Source organism: Parvibaculum lavamentivorans DS-1, assembly GCF_000017565.1.
Classification (GTDB): domain Bacteria; phylum Pseudomonadota; class Alphaproteobacteria; order Parvibaculales; family Parvibaculaceae; genus Parvibaculum; species Parvibaculum lavamentivorans.
Genome location: NC_009719.1, coordinates 435,334 through 450,478 on the forward strand (window position 1 = coordinate 435,334; position 15,145 = coordinate 450,478).

Annotated in this window: 18 protein-coding genes, 1 tRNA gene and 1 riboswitch; of the genes, 11 read left to right on the forward strand and 8 right to left on the reverse strand. The window is 62.4% G+C overall.

The window, feature by feature from the left end; genetic code table 11:
• Positions 1–274: 274 nt before the first annotated feature.
• The 5 genes from PLAV_RS02045 to PLAV_RS18640 all read left to right on the forward strand — a co-directional run bounded on the left by PLAV_RS02045 (position 275) and on the right by PLAV_RS18640 (position 4,591).
• Positions 275–1,486 carry an aspartate aminotransferase family protein gene (locus tag PLAV_RS02045; protein WP_041536212.1) on the forward strand — a complete coding sequence of 404 codons (1,212 nt, stop codon included), beginning with the start codon at positions 275–277 and terminating at the stop codon, positions 1,484–1,486.
• Positions 1,483–2,424, forward strand: a complete 942-nt coding sequence (gene argF, locus PLAV_RS02050; protein WP_011995317.1) for an ornithine carbamoyltransferase — start codon at positions 1,483–1,485, stop codon at positions 2,422–2,424. The genes PLAV_RS02045 and argF overlap by 4 nt, the downstream gene beginning before the upstream one ends.
• A gap of 23 nt (positions 2,425–2,447) precedes the next feature.
• Complete coding sequence (locus PLAV_RS02055; protein ID WP_342612961.1) at positions 2,448–3,407, forward strand: Hsp33 family molecular chaperone; 960 nt, start codon at positions 2,448–2,450, stop codon at positions 3,405–3,407.
• Complete coding sequence (locus tag PLAV_RS02060) at positions 3,404–4,027, forward strand: hypothetical protein (RefSeq protein ID WP_011995319.1); 624 nt, start codon at positions 3,404–3,406, stop codon at positions 4,025–4,027. Before PLAV_RS02055 ends, PLAV_RS02060 begins: the two co-directional genes overlap by 4 nt.
• Before the next feature lie 87 nt (positions 4,028–4,114).
• Complete coding sequence (locus tag PLAV_RS18640; RefSeq protein ID WP_049767679.1) at positions 4,115–4,591, forward strand: BLUF domain-containing protein; 477 nt, start codon at positions 4,115–4,117, stop codon at positions 4,589–4,591.
• Here PLAV_RS18640 and argE read toward each other — a convergent pair.
• From argE to metZ, 3 genes are all read right to left on the reverse strand, one after another.
• Positions 4,574–5,752, reverse strand: a complete 1,179-nt coding sequence (gene argE / locus PLAV_RS02070; protein WP_011995321.1) for an acetylornithine deacetylase — start codon at positions 5,750–5,752, stop codon at positions 4,574–4,576. The two genes, PLAV_RS18640 and argE, sit on opposite strands and share 18 nt — an antisense overlap.
• A gap of 110 nt (positions 5,753–5,862) precedes the next feature.
• Positions 5,863–6,255 (reverse strand): Co2+/Mg2+ efflux protein ApaG, encoded by a 393-nt coding sequence (gene apaG / locus PLAV_RS02075; RefSeq protein ID WP_011995322.1) that lies wholly within the window; start codon positions 6,253–6,255, stop codon positions 5,863–5,865.
• Positions 6,256–6,448: 193 nt separating this feature from the next.
• Positions 6,449–7,639: an O-succinylhomoserine sulfhydrylase gene (gene metZ / locus PLAV_RS02080; protein ID WP_011995323.1), complete on the reverse strand. Its 1,191-nt coding sequence runs from the start codon at positions 7,637–7,639 to the stop codon at positions 6,449–6,451.
• Between the two features lie 39 nt (positions 7,640–7,678).
• Positions 7,679–7,758: riboswitch (SAM riboswitch) on the reverse strand.
• Between the two features lie 139 nt (positions 7,759–7,897).
• On the opposite strand from metZ, the gene PLAV_RS02085 reads away from it, so the two are divergent.
• The 3 genes from PLAV_RS02085 to PLAV_RS02095 are packed head-to-tail and all read left to right on the forward strand — an operon-like array spanning position 7,898 to position 10,161.
• The gene (locus tag PLAV_RS02085) at positions 7,898–9,055 is read left to right on the forward strand and encodes a 2'-deoxycytidine 5'-triphosphate deaminase (RefSeq protein WP_011995324.1); all 1,158 of its coding nucleotides are present in this window, start codon (positions 7,898–7,900) and stop codon (positions 9,053–9,055) included.
• A gap of 3 nt (positions 9,056–9,058) precedes the next feature.
• On the forward strand, positions 9,059–9,439 hold the full coding sequence (locus tag PLAV_RS02090; RefSeq protein ID WP_083762462.1) for a CidA/LrgA family protein: 381 nt from the start codon (positions 9,059–9,061) through the stop codon (positions 9,437–9,439).
• A complete protein-coding gene (locus tag PLAV_RS02095) occupies positions 9,436–10,161 on the forward strand; it encodes an LrgB family protein (protein WP_011995326.1) in 726 nt (241 codons plus the stop codon). Before PLAV_RS02090 ends, PLAV_RS02095 begins: the two co-directional genes overlap by 4 nt.
• Before the next feature lie 84 nt (positions 10,162–10,245).
• Here the strand turns inward: PLAV_RS02095 and PLAV_RS02100 are convergent, their stop codons facing one another.
• Together PLAV_RS02100 and PLAV_RS02105 are read right to left on the reverse strand one after the other, a co-directional pair.
• Positions 10,246–10,662 (reverse strand): hypothetical protein, encoded by a 417-nt coding sequence (locus PLAV_RS02100; protein WP_011995327.1) that lies wholly within the window; start codon positions 10,660–10,662, stop codon positions 10,246–10,248.
• A gap of 157 nt (positions 10,663–10,819) precedes the next feature.
• On the reverse strand, positions 10,820–11,725 hold the full coding sequence (locus PLAV_RS02105) for a radical SAM protein (RefSeq protein WP_245545203.1): 906 nt from the start codon (positions 11,723–11,725) through the stop codon (positions 10,820–10,822).
• 140 nt (positions 11,726–11,865) lie between these two features.
• On the opposite strand from PLAV_RS02105, the gene PLAV_RS02110 reads away from it, so the two are divergent.
• The 3 genes from PLAV_RS02110 to PLAV_RS19750 all read left to right on the forward strand — a co-directional run bounded on the left by PLAV_RS02110 (position 11,866) and on the right by PLAV_RS19750 (position 13,159).
• The gene (locus tag PLAV_RS02110; protein ID WP_011995329.1) at positions 11,866–12,885 is read left to right on the forward strand and encodes a DUF2804 domain-containing protein; all 1,020 of its coding nucleotides are present in this window, start codon (positions 11,866–11,868) and stop codon (positions 12,883–12,885) included.
• A gap of 44 nt (positions 12,886–12,929) precedes the next feature.
• Positions 12,930–13,003: transfer RNA gene (locus PLAV_RS02115), tRNA-Gly, on the forward strand.
• 30 nt (positions 13,004–13,033) lie between these two features.
• Positions 13,034–13,159, forward strand: coding sequence for an entericidin (locus PLAV_RS19750; RefSeq protein ID WP_202943997.1), 126 nt, complete (start codon positions 13,034–13,036; stop codon positions 13,157–13,159).
• Positions 13,160–13,176: 17 nt separating this feature from the next.
• Here PLAV_RS19750 and PLAV_RS02120 read toward each other — a convergent pair whose 3' ends face one another.
• The 3 genes from PLAV_RS02120 to PLAV_RS02130 form a co-directional block, all read right to left on the reverse strand.
• Positions 13,177–14,040 carry an SDR family oxidoreductase gene (locus tag PLAV_RS02120; protein ID WP_011995330.1) on the reverse strand — a complete coding sequence of 288 codons (864 nt, stop codon included), beginning with the start codon at positions 14,038–14,040 and terminating at the stop codon, positions 13,177–13,179.
• Positions 14,041–14,067: 27 nt separating this feature from the next.
• Positions 14,068–14,685 (reverse strand): flavodoxin family protein, encoded by a 618-nt coding sequence (locus PLAV_RS02125; RefSeq protein ID WP_011995331.1) that lies wholly within the window; start codon positions 14,683–14,685, stop codon positions 14,068–14,070.
• Positions 14,686–14,822: 137 nt separating this feature from the next.
• Complete coding sequence (locus PLAV_RS02130) at positions 14,823–15,008, reverse strand: DUF3008 family protein (protein WP_011995332.1); 186 nt, start codon at positions 15,006–15,008, stop codon at positions 14,823–14,825.
• Positions 15,009–15,145: the final 137 nt, after the last annotated feature.

Here is a 15,145-nt window from a genome sequence, read left to right on the forward strand (position 1 = left end):
TAATACTCCATTGCTTCTCGAACTGCCGCCCCCTTGCAGGCGGCTTTTTCTATTTGGCTTGCGGTTCCGGGAACCGGCGACATGATCCTGAGCGGGAAACGACGAGGCTGACAGTGAGAACACCGCGCCCGGAAAGGGCCGCGGTTTGCAGGAAACTGCTGTCTCGCCAGGTCTGTCCGGAGCCCGCCCGCCGCGCGAAAACCCCGCGGCATTCCCTCCCGTCATTCCAGCGGACAGTGCGCCCGAAAGAATATGTGAGAAGGACAAGATTCCCGTGATTACGCCTGTTCTGCCGACCTATGCGCGGGCCGACCTCGAATTCGAAAAAGGCGAGGGCCCCTACCTCATCACCGCCGGGGGCGAGCGCTATCTCGACTTCGGCGCCGGCATCGCCGTCAACGCTTTCGGCCATGCGAACCCGCACCTCATCGCCGCCCTGACGGAGCAGGCGGGCAAGGTCTGGCATACCTCCAACATCTACCGCATCCCCGGCCAGGAAAAACTCGCGAAGCGTCTCGTCGAGGCGACTTTCGCCGACACGGTCTTCTTCACCAATTCCGGCGCCGAGGCGCTTGAATGCGCGATCAAGATGGCGCGGAAATATCACGCGGCCGGCGGCGCGCCCGAACGCTACGAACTCATCACCATGGAAGGCGCCTTCCACGGACGGACGCTCGCGACCATCGCGGCCGGCGGCCAGCAGAAATATCTCGAAGGCTTCGGCCCCCCCATGCCCGGCTTCCCGCAGGTGCCCTTCGGCGACCTGAAGGCGCTGAAGGCGGCGATCGGCCCGGCAACGGCCGGCATCCTCATCGAGCCGATCCAGGGCGAAGGCGGCATCCGCGTCATTCCTTCGGAGGACCTGCGGCGCATCCGCGAGATCTGCGACGAGGCAGGCATCCTGCTGGTGCTCGACGAAGTGCAGACCGGCATCGGCCGCACAGGCAAACTCTTCGCGCATGAACTTGCCGGCATCACGCCCGACATCATGGCGATCGCGAAAGCCCTTGGCGGCGGCTTCCCCGTCGGCGCCTGCCTCGCGACGGAAGAAGCCGCGCGCGGCATGACGGCCGGCACGCATGGCTCGACCTTCGGCGGCAATCCGCTGGCGATGGCGGTGGCGAACGCGGTCATGGACCTCGCGCTCGACGAGCAATTCCTGCCGCATGTCAGGATGCTCGGCCTGAAGCTGCGCCAGAAACTCGCCATGCTGGCGGACCAGTATCCCCGCATCGTCGAAGGCGTGCGCGGCGAAGGCCTGATGCTCGGCCTCAAATGCAAGGTGCCGAACACCGATCTCGTCGCCGCGCTTCGGAGCCGCAAGATGCTGACGGTCGGCGCGGGCGACAATGTCGTGCGGCTGCTGCCGCCGCTCAATATCGAGGAAAGCCATCTCGACGAGGCGATGGAGAAGCTGGCCGATGCCTGCGCGGCGCTCGATGCGGCGCTCGGCAACGAGGCGAAGGCCGCGGGAGCGAAATCATGACCAGAGCCGCCAACCCGCGTCACTTTCTCGATCTCGACGGCGTTGCGCCGGTCGATCTGCGCTCCATTCTTGAAAGCTCGAAGAAGCGCAAGCAGGCCCGCAACGGCAAGGGCCAGGCCGTGCCGGACAGCGACCGGCCGCTCGATGGGCGGCTCCTCGCGATGATTTTCGAGAAGCCCTCCACGCGGACCCGCGTTTCTTTCGATGTCGCGATGCGCCAGCTCGGCGGCGAGACATTGCTGCTGAACGGCGGCGACACGCAGCTTGGCCGGGGCGAGACCATTGCCGATACGGCGCGCGTTCTCTCGCGCTATGTCGACGCCATCATGATCCGCACGACCGACCACGAACACCTGACGGAGCTTGCCGAACATGCCACCGTGCCCGTCATCAACGGGCTGACGAACCGCTCGCATCCCTGCCAGATCATGGCGGACGTCATGACCTTCGAGGAACACAAGGGCCCGATCAAGGGCCGGCGGGTTGCCTGGGTGGGCGACGGCAACAATGTCGTCACGTCATGGATACAGGCGGCGGCGCAGCTTGAGTTTGAACTCCGTATTGCGTGCCCGCCGGAACTTTCGCCCGTGCCCGAGGCCCTCGATTGGGCAAAGTCCAAAGGCGCGAGCATCATCGTCACCACCGATCCCTTCGAGGCGGTGAAGGATGCCGACTGCGTCAACACCGATACATGGGTCTCGATGGGCGACAGCGTGGAGACGGCGGCGCGCCGCCACAACCTGCTCGCGCCCTATCAGGTGGACGCGCGCCTGATGGCGGCAGCGGGCAAGGATGCAATCTTCATGCATTGCCTGCCCGCGCATCGCGGCGAGGAAATGACCGTCGACGTGATAGATGGACCGGCTTCCGTCGTGTTCGATGAAGCGGAGAACCGGCTGCATGCCCAGAAAGGTGTGCTCGCCTGGTGCTTTCAGTAAAGGAAGAAGGCCGGAAATTGTCAGTGAGTAATGAGGGCGGCATCGGTATCGACGATCTTGTGCAGCCGTTTCAGATCGAGGATCTCGGCATTCGTGGCCGCGTCGTGCGGCTTGGCCCGCTGGTCGACCGCGTGCTGACGGCTCATGCCTATCCCGAACCCGTCTCCCGCCTGCTGGGCGAGGCGCTGGCGCTCACCGCCATGATCGGCTCCGCTCTCAAGTTCGATGGCCGCTTCATCCTGCAGACGCAGAGCAAGGGTCCCGTCTCGCTGCTGGTTGCCGATTATGAATCGCCCGGCAAACTGCGCGGCTATGCGCAGATGGATGACGGCCGCCTGCAGGAAGCGTTGAAGGAAGGGCGCACCTCTCCCGCCGACCTGCTGGGCGACGGCTATCTCGCCCTGACGATCGACCAGGGGCCGGACATGGAACGCTATCAGGGCATCGTGGCGCTGGACCCCAAGGGCCTCAGTCACAGCGCCCATGAATATTTCGCGAGCTCGGAACAGGTGGCGACGCGCATCCGCCTTGCCGCCGGTCCCTTTTATCATCGCGAGGAAACCGGCCCGGAGAAGAACTGGCGCGCCGGCGCGATCATGATCCAGCACATCCCGCGCGAGGGCGGCCTTACCGGCTACCGCGAAGACGAGGACGAGCGTCCGGTCACGGAGGAAGAGGAGAACTGGAACCGCGCTTCCATTCTCCTGGATACCGTGGAGGATCATGAGCTTCTCGACCCGTCGCTGGAGCCGAACCGGCTTCTCTTCCGCCTCTTCCATGAGGATGGGGTGCGGGCCTATGAGCCGGCGCCGGTCGAGTTCGCCTGCCATTGTTCGCGCGAGCGGATGGGAAGCGTGTTGCGTTCCTTTGGCGGTCACGAAATCGACGAAATGGTGCAGGATGGTGTCATCACCGCGACCTGCGAGTTCTGCAGCGAAGTCTATGTCTTCGCGCCGGACGAATTGAAAGAGGATGGAAATTGAACCTGGTCGAGAAGAGCGCCTTCTCCATGCTGCGCCGTCTGGGCGCGGTTGTTTTCCTCGGCCTGCTGGCCGCCGCCTGCGCCGGCGATCCGCCGCCGCCTCCCGCTTCGGCGAATGTTTCCTTCGAGGCGCGGTCCGCATTCCAGATTCCCGTCGCCTTTGTCGCTGTCGACAGCTATTTCACGCCGTCCGGCCGCGCTCCCTATGTCGAGCATCTGCACAAGGTCTCTCCTGAATCGATAGCGCGCGCCTGGGCGCGGGCGCGGCTCGTTGCCACGGGCGGCCCGGGCACGGCATCGCTCGCCATTCTCGATGGCACGGTCATCTCGGAACAGCTCGACAAGAAAGGCGGCCTCACCGGCGTCTTCGGCGATCAGCTGGATACGCGGCTCAAGGCGCGCCTCAAGGCGCGGCTGACCGTGGAAAGGCCCGACGCGGAAGGGAACCCCGCTTCCTGGATGGCCGAGGTGGACGCCACCGCGGAACGCACGATCCTCGAAAGCGCGAGCCTCAATGAGCGCGACGCGGCCTATGCCGCGCTGATGCAGTCGCTGGCAGAGAAGTTCGATGCGGCGCTGACAGCCGAGGTCGAGCGCAGCATGAGGCCGGTCCTGCGCTAGAAGGCCGCGCCGCCTTTCCTGGCTTTGTAACCAGTCAGTAAGCAATTCCCGGCAATTTGGGGACATCCTGCGTCCCTGAACGGCGTCATGCCGGGAACGAAGATGATATTCCAGCTCGCCTATTTCAGCGCCGTCAGGCCGAAACTGACCGACGAAGACGTGCGGGATATTCTGCGCAGCTCCACGCATAATAATCGCCGCTGCGGGCTGTCGGGCATGCTGCTTCTCATCGATGGCGTGTTTTTTCAGGTTCTCGAAGGCGAACAGGCGCAGGTGGAGGAAACCTTCGTCCGAATCTCCCGCGATCGCCGCCATAGCGGCCTGGTCCGCGTGGTGGCGGAGGAGCGCGCGGAGCGCAGCTTTCCAAACTGGTCGATGGGCTTCGAGAAAATCTCCCATGGCGATCCCGCCGGGGAGGAACTCCCCTTCGACATTGCCGATCTTTCGCAAAATCCGGCCATTCTTTCGGCGGGAGAAAAGTCGCCGGAGCTTTTGTCCTTCATGAGATCGCTTTATGCCGCGCGCAACATGCGCGGTGCGCCGGGCTTAAACCGGCCGGCCTGACACATAGTCTGCCAGCCGCTTCATGAAGCGCTCGCATTCGGCGATCTGCGACAATTCCACGAATTCATCCGGCTTGTGCGCCTGCGCGATGTCGCCCGGGCCGCAAACGACGGTCGGAATATCGGCGAGCTGAAAAAGCCCCGCCTCCGTATTGTAGGAAACCGCCTCGGCCGAATTGCATTGCGCGAGCTTCATCACCAGCGTCTCGCCGGGATCGCCATCCATGGCGCCGAGGCCGGGAGATTGCGCCCGCGTTACCGTTTCGATCTGCGCGCCCGGAAAGACGGCGCGCATGCGCGGCAGCACGTCTTCCGCCGCGAAGGCATTGAACCGCGTGATGATTTCGGAGGGATCGGCATCCGGCAGCGGGCGGTATTCCCAGAGGAAGGAACAGCTCTTCGGAATGATGTTGACGGCGGTGCCGCCCTTGATGAGGCCGACGCTGATCGTGGTGTAGGGCGGACTGAACCGGCCCGAAGCATCGCCGCGCTCGCGCATCTCGCCGGCGAGTTGCATCAGGAAAGAAATAAGCTCTGCCGCATATTGAATGGCGCTCACCCCGAGATGCGTCTGGCTCGAATGGAATTCGAGGCCCGTCACCTTGGTATTGTAGGACTGGATGCCCTTATGCGCGTTCACGACCTTCATGGAGGAGGGCTCGCCGACAATGACGACCTGCGGCTTCGGCAGGGTACGGATGATGCTCTCGATCATCGGACGAACGCCGAGGCAGCCGACTTCCTCGTCATAGGAAAGCGCGAAATGGACCGGCACTTTCGGCCCGTCCTTCAGAAAGGCGGGCACGGAAGCAAGCGCCACGGCGATGAAACTTTTCATATCGCTGGTGCCGCGCCCATAGAGCTTGCCGTCCCGCTCCACCACAAGGAAGGGATCGCTCGACCAGTCCTGGCCTTCCACGGGCACGACATCCGTATGACCTGAAAGCACGATGCCGCCGGGCTGATCGGCGGGGCCGAGGGTCGCGAAGAGATTGGCCTTGGTGCCGTCCTCGTTCATCACCCGCCTTGAAGCGACGCCGTGGCTTGCGAGATAGCTTTCCACGAAATCGACGAGCGCGAGGTTCGAGAGATGGCTCGTCGTATCGAAGGCGATGAGCCTCTCGATCATTTCCCGGGGGGTGAAATAGTGCGGCGCTGGCATTGGCTGAAGCTTCCGGCGGGGGGCAGGGGGGGCGGCAGGACTGTGTGTGTCAGTCTAGCGCGGCGGGAAGCGGGAAGCGAGGCGGGATGGAAGAAGGAGGCAGGCGGGGATCAGTGCAGCATCCGCTTGGCATGAGGGCTGTCGAGCGAGAAGGCCGGAATATCGACCTCGAATTTTTCGCCTTCAGCCGTTTCCATCTCGTAATTGCCGAACATGATGCCCGACGGGGCGCCGAGCGGCGTACCGCTCGTATATTCGAATTTTTCGCCGGGACGCAGCAGCGGCTGTTCGCCGACGACGCCGGGGCCGCGCACTTCATGCACATGGCCTGTCGCATCGGTGATCTTCCAATAGCGCGCGCGCAGGCGAACCGTTTCCGGGCCCTTGTTTTCAATCGTGACGTGATAGGCCCAGACATAATAATCCTGGTCGGGCTCCGACTGATCCTCGAGATAAGTCGGCTCGACAAGAATATTTATCGAACGGGTCATGGCGCTATACATCGGCGATCCTTGCGCGAAAGCGTCGGGTTGTGCGGGGCCGCACCTTCTGGTTGCGGTCCTGCGAGGGATATGTGCCGCATGAGGCTTCCCGGCAAGTGCCGGCCACCTCTCCCCCACAGGATCAACACCCTATCGTGCATCCTCTAACTTCCCCTTAACGCAAAGGGGCCCAACGGCCGTGTGCGTCAACTTGTCAGGACAACGCGCGGTCCAGATCCTCGATCAGATCGCCGGAATCCTCAAGCCCGACCGACAGCCGGACAAGGCCCTCGCCGATCCCCAGCTCCGCCCTTGCTTCCGGTGTGAGCCGCTGATGGGTGGTGGTCGCGGGATGGGTGATGAGGCTTTTCGCGTCGCCGAGATTGTTGGAAATCTTGATGACCTGAAGCGCATTGGCGAAGCGGAAGGCACCCGCCTTGCCGCCCTTCACTTCGAAGGCGACCATGTTGCCGCCTGCATCCATCTGGCTCATGGCGAGATTATGCTGCGGATGGCTCGGCAGGCCCGGATAGAAAACCCGCTCGGTGCCCTTGTGCCCTTCGAGGAAACGGGAAACGGCCTCCGCGCTCCGCGCATGCTCCCGCACGCGCAGGTCGAGCGTTTCGAGGCTCTTCAGCATGACCCAGGCGTTGAACGGGCTCAGGCTCGGCCCTGTCTGGCGCAGGAAGTTCGCGAGATGGTCGGAGATGAATTGCTGGCCGGCGAGCACGATGCCGCCAAGGCAGCGGCCCTGCCCGTCGATATGTTTGGTCGCCGAATAGATGACGACATCGGCGCCGAGTTCGAGCGGCCGCTGCAGGACGGGCGTGGCGAACACATTGTCGACCATGAGCAACGCGCCCGCCGCATGCGCGATTTCGGCGACGGCCTTGATGTCGATGATTTCGAGCGTCGGGTTCGACGGCGTTTCGAGGAACAGCACTTTTGTGTTCGGCTGCACGGCGTTTCGCCACGCGTCGAGATCGCGCCCGTCGACCAGCGTCGAGGTCACGCCGAAACGCGGCAGCAGATCCTCCACGATGTAGCGGCAGGAGCCGAACAGGGCGCGCGAGGAGAGAACATGATCGCCGGCCTTGAGGTAGCAAAGCATGGCGGAGGTGACGGCGGCCATGCCGGTCGCGGTTGCGCGCGCGTCTTCCGCGCCTTCGAGCTCGATCATCCGCTCCTCGAAGCTGCGCACCGTCGGATTGGAGAAGCGGCTATAGACGAAGCCCGGCTCCTCGTTCTTGAAGCGGCGCTCGGCGGCTTCCATCGTCTCGTAGACATAGCCCGAGGTGAGGAACATGGCCTCGCTCGTCTCGCCGAAAGGTGTGCGGTTCGTGCCGCCATGAACGGCTTCTGTCCGGGGCCGCAGCTTCCGGCCGTCGCGTGTCGTTTTGCTCATCTGGGCTACCCCAATAAAAAAACCCCGACCTGGCGGATCGGGGCTCGCGTCCCGACCTTTTTAGCGAATTATTTAACGTGGCCGCAAGCCGGTCGGCTCAAATCACCACGAGTTCGGGCGCATTAAAGGGCGGCGAGGGGCATTCGTCAAGGCTTTGCCGCGCCTCGCCCCTTTCCCCGCCGCTGGCCGCCGCCTATAAACGAGCGTTGCGATCTGGAGCGGGCGGCGCTTGTGCCTCCCCCGCAAGGCCGAGGCGTCATGACCAAAGCGGCGAGCGATCTTTTTCCCAATCACAGCGACGAGCCGCGCCGCGTCGGGCCCGGCCAGCTGCACGCGACCGGTATTCTGCCCTCGCATGGCATCCAGGCGCTGATCCGCGAAAAGGAAATCTGGGGCGGGCTGGAGATCGATCCCGCCCAGATCCAGCCGGCGAGCCTCGACCTCAGGCTGGGCGCGACCGCCTATCGCCTCAGGGCGTCTTTCCTGCCGGGACCCGACCATGGCGTCATGGAGCGCGTCGAGGAGCTGATGCTCCACAAGATCGACCTGACGGATGGGGCGGTGCTCGAAACCGGCTGCGTCTATCTCGTACCGCTTGTCGAGGCGCTGGCGCTTTCCGAACGGACCTCGGCATCCGCCAATCCGAAAAGCTCGACCGGGCGGCTCGACGTCTTCACGCGGCTCATCACCGATTTCTGCGCCGAGTTCGACCAGGTGGCGGCGGGCTACAAGGGCCATCTCTATCTGGAGATCAGCCCGCGCACTTTCCCGATCCTCGTCCGCCCCGGCTCGCGCCTTGCGCAGATACGCTTCCGGCGCGGCACGCATACGAGTTCGGATGCCGAGATGAAGCGGCTTCATGAGGAGTTGCGGCTCGTCGATGGCGAGGCGGATATCGACGGCGGCATCGCGCTCACCGTCAACCTTGCCGCCGAGACGGAGGACGAGGTTGTCGGCTACCGCGCCAAGCGCCATTCGGGCGTGATCGACATCGACAAGATCGGCGTCTATGACGTACGCGACTTCTGGGACCCGGTGCATGTCCGCCCCGGCAAGGGACTTATTCTGGACCCGGACGAATTCTACATCCTTGCCTCCCGCGAGGCCTTGCACATCCCGGCGACGCATGCGGCCGAGATGGTCGCCTATAATCCGCTGGTCGGCGAATTCCGTGTGCATTATGCGGGCTTCTTCGATCCGGGCTTCGGCGCGCGCGAGGCGGGCGGGGCAGGGAGCCGCATCGTGCTCGAGGTGCGTTCGCATGAGGTGCCCTTCATCCTTGAGCATGGCCAGATCATCGGCCGCTTCGTGCTGGAGCGCCTGACCGACCGCCCGACGGTGCTTTACGGCGCCGGCCTCGGCTCCAACTACCAGCGCCAGGGCCTGAAGCTCTCGAAGCACTTCCGGACGAAGTGAACAGTGTTGCGCGCACCGTTCGGCCTCATCCTCGCTTTCGCCGTGCTCGTGGCCTGCGATCTCGCGGGGAAGCTCTTCGTCCATGAGCTGGGCCTTCCCGTGCCGGGCACCGTCATCGGCATCCTGATCCTGCTGACCGGGCTTGTCGTGCTGCGCCGCGTGCCCGCCAATCTGCAACGCGTCGGCGAATTTCTGCTCGCCCACCTCAATCTCTTCTATATCCCGGCAGGCGTCGGCGTGATGGCCTATGTGGCGCTGCTGGCAGACGACCTGTGGCCGATTGTGGCCGCGCTCTTCGCCAGCACCTTCCTCGCCATGCTCGCCGCCGCCTTCGCCTTCAGCTGGACGGCGAAGCTGCAGGGCAGGGAGGGAGAGGGCGAATGAGCGACATCGGTTTCCGCTTCATCTATTGGGAGCATGTACCGGAAGGCGCGTTCTGGATCGCGCTGACGCTCGCGCTTTATCTTCTCGCTCGCAAGATCCAGCAGATGGCAGGCGGCAGCCCGCTCGCGAACACGGTGCTGCTGCCCGCGCTGCCGATCATCGCGCTGCTCTGGTTCGCGGATATCCATATCGGCAGTTACGAGATGGGCGGGCAGGTTCTGCTCTGGCTGCTCGGACCGGCAACGGTAGCGATCGCGGTGCCGCTCTATCTGAACTTCGCCCGGGTGCGCTCGGCGCTGCTTCCCATGGTTGTCTCGCTCGCCGTCGGTTCAACGGTCGCCGTTATTTCCGCCATTGTCATCGGCGAGGCGATGGGGGCGAGCATTGATACGATCCGTTCGCTCGCGCCCAAATCCGTAACAACCCCAATCGCGATGGGCATCGCCGGAGAAATCGGCGGACTGCCATCGCTCACCGCCGCTTTCGTCATCATCACGGGAATTATCGGGGCCGTCTTCGGCGCGGCCTTCTTCAACCTGCTCCGCATCCGCGACCGCCGCGCCCGCGGCTTTGCAATGGGAATAGCCGCTCATGGCATCGGCACGGCGCGGGCCTTTCAGGAAGACGAAGTAACGGGAACCTTCTCTGGCATCGCGATGGCGCTGAACGGCATCGTGACGGCGCTTCTTCTGCCCGCGCTCTGGTTTTTCTTCGCGAGTTGATCGCACGCGCCCGATGAAGAATTGCGCGGCCGGCTACTTGTGGGGCAAGGGGGGAGGGGCCGACCGCGCAACGCTAACGGAAACTCAAAGGTGGTCCGGGTTTCCGTCGTAGATGGTGAAATTCACATGCGCGACGCCTTTTTCGTCGTACCGCGTCAGCACTCCGTCCTTGTCGACCTTGTAGTCGAAGCATCCGCTCGGGCGGTCCGAGCCCAGCCGGACACAGAACTTGCCGTCCTTGACTTCCCACTGGCCCTGATACTTCGACCAGCTTCCCGCCACGTTGCAGGCACGCTCAGCGCCGCGAATTCTGCCACTTTCTTCGTAAAATTCGCGGAAGTCGTTCCTGCCGACACCGCATTCGCGATACTGGCCTTCGATCGTCTTGCCGACAACGAGCTTCGCGACCTCTTCACCTGTCAAATAGACATCGGCAAAGGCGGCACCGGCAATCAGGCTCACCATCGTAATACCTGCTATCAACAGCGACTTGACGGTCATTATCTGCCTCCTGCTTTTTGAGGGCGAAGCCCGCGAGATTGCGGGTTCCGTCCAGATAGCAGGAGGTTCGGACAATCATCCCGTGAGGTCATTGATCAAGGTCAATAGAGACCGCGCGGAACATCCTGCCGCATATCGGGAGAATGCCGCCCTAAGCCTAGCTTGCTGAACAGCTCGCGCCGCCAAGTACGCAGAATTTCGCACAATGGCGATGATTGAGCTGTACGGGGCGGACGCTCTCTTCGAGGGTGGTTCCCATTTCGAACTGCGGATCGTCCGGCAATAGCGTGCAGGCGACGACCGCCGGTGCCGCCGCACCCTTGCGCTTCACGACCATGCGGCTCGTCGCGCACATCATGTTGGCCGGATCGACATGAAGAATGCCCCAGCAGGCGGTCGTGATTTCGGGCACATCCGCCTTCTCGTCCATCTCAGGGAAAAGAACGAGCATCGCCGCATTATTTGCATCAATACGAATGTTCTCGCGTTCGAAGACAGCTGCATAGCCCCCTCGCTGTTCGTCTTCCGGTTCGCCGGTGACGGTTCGCCCCGCAACGGAAACCGCAAAGCCGTTCTCCGCGAGCCAGCGCAATCCCTCCATCGCTTTTGCGAAGCTGCCCGCGCCGCGCTCCGCGTCGTGCAAGGTCTCGGTATAATGGTCGAGGCTGACGCGGAGCGAGAGCTGACGGCCATACGTCTCGTTAAGGGCCAGAAGCCCGGCCTTGACCCTCGGACGCAGCATCGGTTGCATCGCATTGGTGAGAATGAGAACCGCATGTCCGCGCGCGAGCGCATCTCCCGTCATGGCCAGCATGTCCGGGTTCATGAAGGGTTCGCCGCCGGTAAAACCGATTTCGGGCAGCGCATCCGAAAAGCCCGCCGCCTCGTCGAAAAAGCTCGCCGCTTCAGCCGCGCTGATATAGGTCAGCCGGTCGTCGGTCGGGCTCGAATGAATGTAGCAATTGGCGCATTCGATATTGCAGAGCGTGCCCGTGTTGATCCAGAGCGTCCGCAATTCGCGAAAGCCCACGCTGGCACGCGTTTCGCCTTTTGCGGTGAGCAAGGGATCGGAGAACTTTTCCCGAGGGGCGTTATCAAGGACCGTGACCATGACGGGAAAATAGCATTCCCCACGGTTCTGCCCATTCACAAATCCGCGACCCCTGATTAGGCTCAGCCCGAACAAAAAAGGGGACCTATCCGGTGCAGCATGAATTGGGCGCGGGCGAACTTCTGGACGGCAAGGGCAGCCTGCGGGAGGCCGGATGGGCGCGCAGCGAAATGCGACGGTACCGCCGCGCCGATATTCGCGCGCCCTGGTTTCGCATCAAGGAATGGGACTATTACTGCATTCTCGACGAGGAATGCGGCATCGCGCTGACGGTCGCCGACAATGCCTATATGGGCTTCCTGTCCGCTTCCTGGCTCGATTTCTCAATGCCTGAAGCGGTAACAGACAGCGTGACGATCCCTTTCCCTCGAGGACGCATGGGAATGCCTGAAAGCGCCGATGCCGGGGATATCGTTCAGTCTCACCCGAAAATATCGCTCGGCTTCCGCCATGAACCGGGAGGCAGGCGCCTCACCGTCGATTGTCCCGGATTCGCAAAGGGCAGAGGAATGAAGGGTGACTTTTTCCTGTCGCAGCCGCCGATGGACCGGATGGTGATTGCCACCCCCTTCCCGGATGCGCCGCGCGCCTTCTATTACAATCAGAAAATCAATTGCATGCCGGCCGAAGGCACTGTCGAGATAGATGGCCGCAAGCACGTGTTTTCGCCCGCTTCCGCCTTCGGGATACTCGATTGGGGACGGGGCGTCTGGACCTACGACAATACATGGTATTGGGGTTCGGCTTCGGGTGTCGTGGATGGGCATGCCTTTGGCTTCAACATCGGCTATGGCTTCGGCGACACATCGGCCGCGACGGAGAACATGATTTTCATGGATGGCGTCGCGCACAAGCTTGCGGACGTGACCTTTCACATACCGGACGGCACATATGACGGTGCGCCCTGGCGCTTTTCGAGCAGCGACGGCCGCTTCGAGATGGTTTTCCAGCCGATCATCGATCGCAGCGCCGCCGTTGATCTGAAAATCCTGCGCTCGATCCAGCATCAGGTCTTTGGCCGCTTTTCCGGCTTCGTCGTTCTGGATGATGGCAGCCGGATCGAGATCCGGGATTTTCTCGGTTTCGCCGAGGAGGTCGAGAACCGCTGGTAGCCTCTTGCGTCAAGGCCGCCGAAACCGTAGAGAATTAGCGGCGCGCGGGTGTAGCTCAATGGTAGAGCAGAAGCTTCCCAAGCTTACGACGAGGGTTCGATTCCCTTCACCCGCTCCAGTCTCTCACCTTTTTGGATTGGCATTGCCGATGAGCAGGAAATTGACTGTCGCGTTGCTGTTTCTGACCCTGCTGGGATTGGCCGGCTGCAACACCGTGGAAGGCCTCGGTGAGGACATCTCGGCGACGGCGCGAACCATCAAGAAGCAGCTCTAGTTTCGGTTTCGCGGGCTTCAGCCTCCAATCAGATCGCCGCCATTCGGATGGAGCACCTGCCCCGTCATGTATGACGCGTCCTCGCAAGCGAGGAAGAGAAGCGAGGGCGCCACTTCATTCGGCTGCCCCGGGCGCCCGAGCGGCGCGCTCTTGCCGAACTCCGCAACCTTGTCCTCGGGGAAGGAGGCAGGAATAAGCGGTGTCCAGATCGGGCCGGGCGCGACGCCGTTCACGCGAATGCCTTTGTCCGCCAGATTGGAGGAGAGCGCCCGGACAAGCGCGAGCACGGCCCCCTTGGTCGAGGAATAGTCGAGCAATGCCGGTTGCCCGCGATAGGCGGTGACCGAGGTGATGCAGATGACCGACGCGCCGCGCTTCAGATGAGGCAACGCCGCCTGGATGATGTGGAAGCAGCCAAAGATGTTGGTGCGGAAAGTCCGCTCCATCTGTTCTTCGGGAATGTCGGTCATCTCCGGCCGGTGGTGCTGTTCAGCAGCACCGTTCACCACCACATCGAGCCTGCCGAATTTTTTCAGCGCCTCCGCGACAAAGGCTTCGGCCACGGATTTGTCGCCGACGTCTCCCGCCATGGAAAAGCATTCGGCGCCTTCGGCCTTGATGCGTTCGATGGTTTCCTGCGCGTCTTCCCCTTCCGTTTCGTCCTTGTAGAGAAAGCCGACCTTCGCGCCTTCGCGGGCAAACAGAATGGCCGTTGCGCGCCCGATGCCGGAATCGCCACCCGTGATGATCGCGGCCTTTCCCTTCAATCGCCCGGAGCCGGGAAAGCGCGGCATGTAATCGGGCGCTGGATGCATCTCCTCTTCACTGCCGGGCTGATGGCTTTGTTCCTGGGGTTGAGGTGCGGGTTTGCTCTGCGACATAGCAAGGTTCCTTTTCAGTGTTGAAGCTCACTTCACCGGCGGATAGCCCTCCGCCTTCAATTGGCGAGCGAGATGCGCGGCATTGCGCGCCAACATGCGGATGGCCGAGGTCACGGCCTCGGGCGCTTCGTCGAGATCCTTGAAGTCGGTGCTGCCCATCGCCTCGCCGACCCAATAAGCGATGGCGTTTGGCGCAAGGGTGAAGCCGACATCGTTCAGGGCCTGGAAGAGCTCGGCGGATATGTGATGGGCGCCGTCTTCATTGCCGACCACGGCGACGGCTGCGACGCGGCCATAGGAAACCATTCGCCCTTCATCGTCCTTCTCCGAGAGAAAGGCATTCATCCGTTCCATGGCGCGCTTGATGATGCTTGACGGCTGGCCGAGCCAGACGGGCGTGCCGGCGATGACAATATCGGCAGCGAGAATTTTCTTGCGTATCGCCGGCCATGCGTCGCCCTTTCCTTCATCGGATGTCACGCCCGGCTTGATGTCATGATCCGCAAGCCGGATGATCTCGCCTTCCGCGTTCTCCTTTGCGAACTCTTCCAGCAAAAGAGTGAGCATGCGTTCCGTCGAGGAGGGATCGCCCGACGTGGATTTCAGGGTTCCGTTGAGAGCCAGAACTTTCAGCTTTTTTGTCATCATTTTCTCCTTTCAGCCCGAACCGTCGCGACGGAGAAAGGTTCCAGGCTGCGCTTGCCTAAGGAGGCGAGCGGGAACTTCGCGGGGTTACGGTGACTTCGGCACTCAGCGCGTCGCAAGGCGAAGCCGGGCGGACTTCACGATTTCTTTTTGGCGGGCTTCCCTTTGCGCTTGGTGGAAGCCATGTCGTGAAGTTCCTTTTCGCTCATCGAATTGACCATGGATTTCGATGCGCCTTTGAGCTCGCTTTTCTTTATGTCGCCCCGTTTGGCGGCGAGCGCGGCTCCTGCGGCTTTTTGCTGGGCTTTGGATTTGGCCGGCATTGTCATCTCCCTTTTTGCCGGAGTTGCGGTTCTGCCTCCTGCCTACAAGCCGCGAACCGGGCATTGGTTCATTGCGAAAGGGAAAATCCGGAACCTCTATCGGAAAAAACGCGTTAAGTTATGGTACTGATTTATTT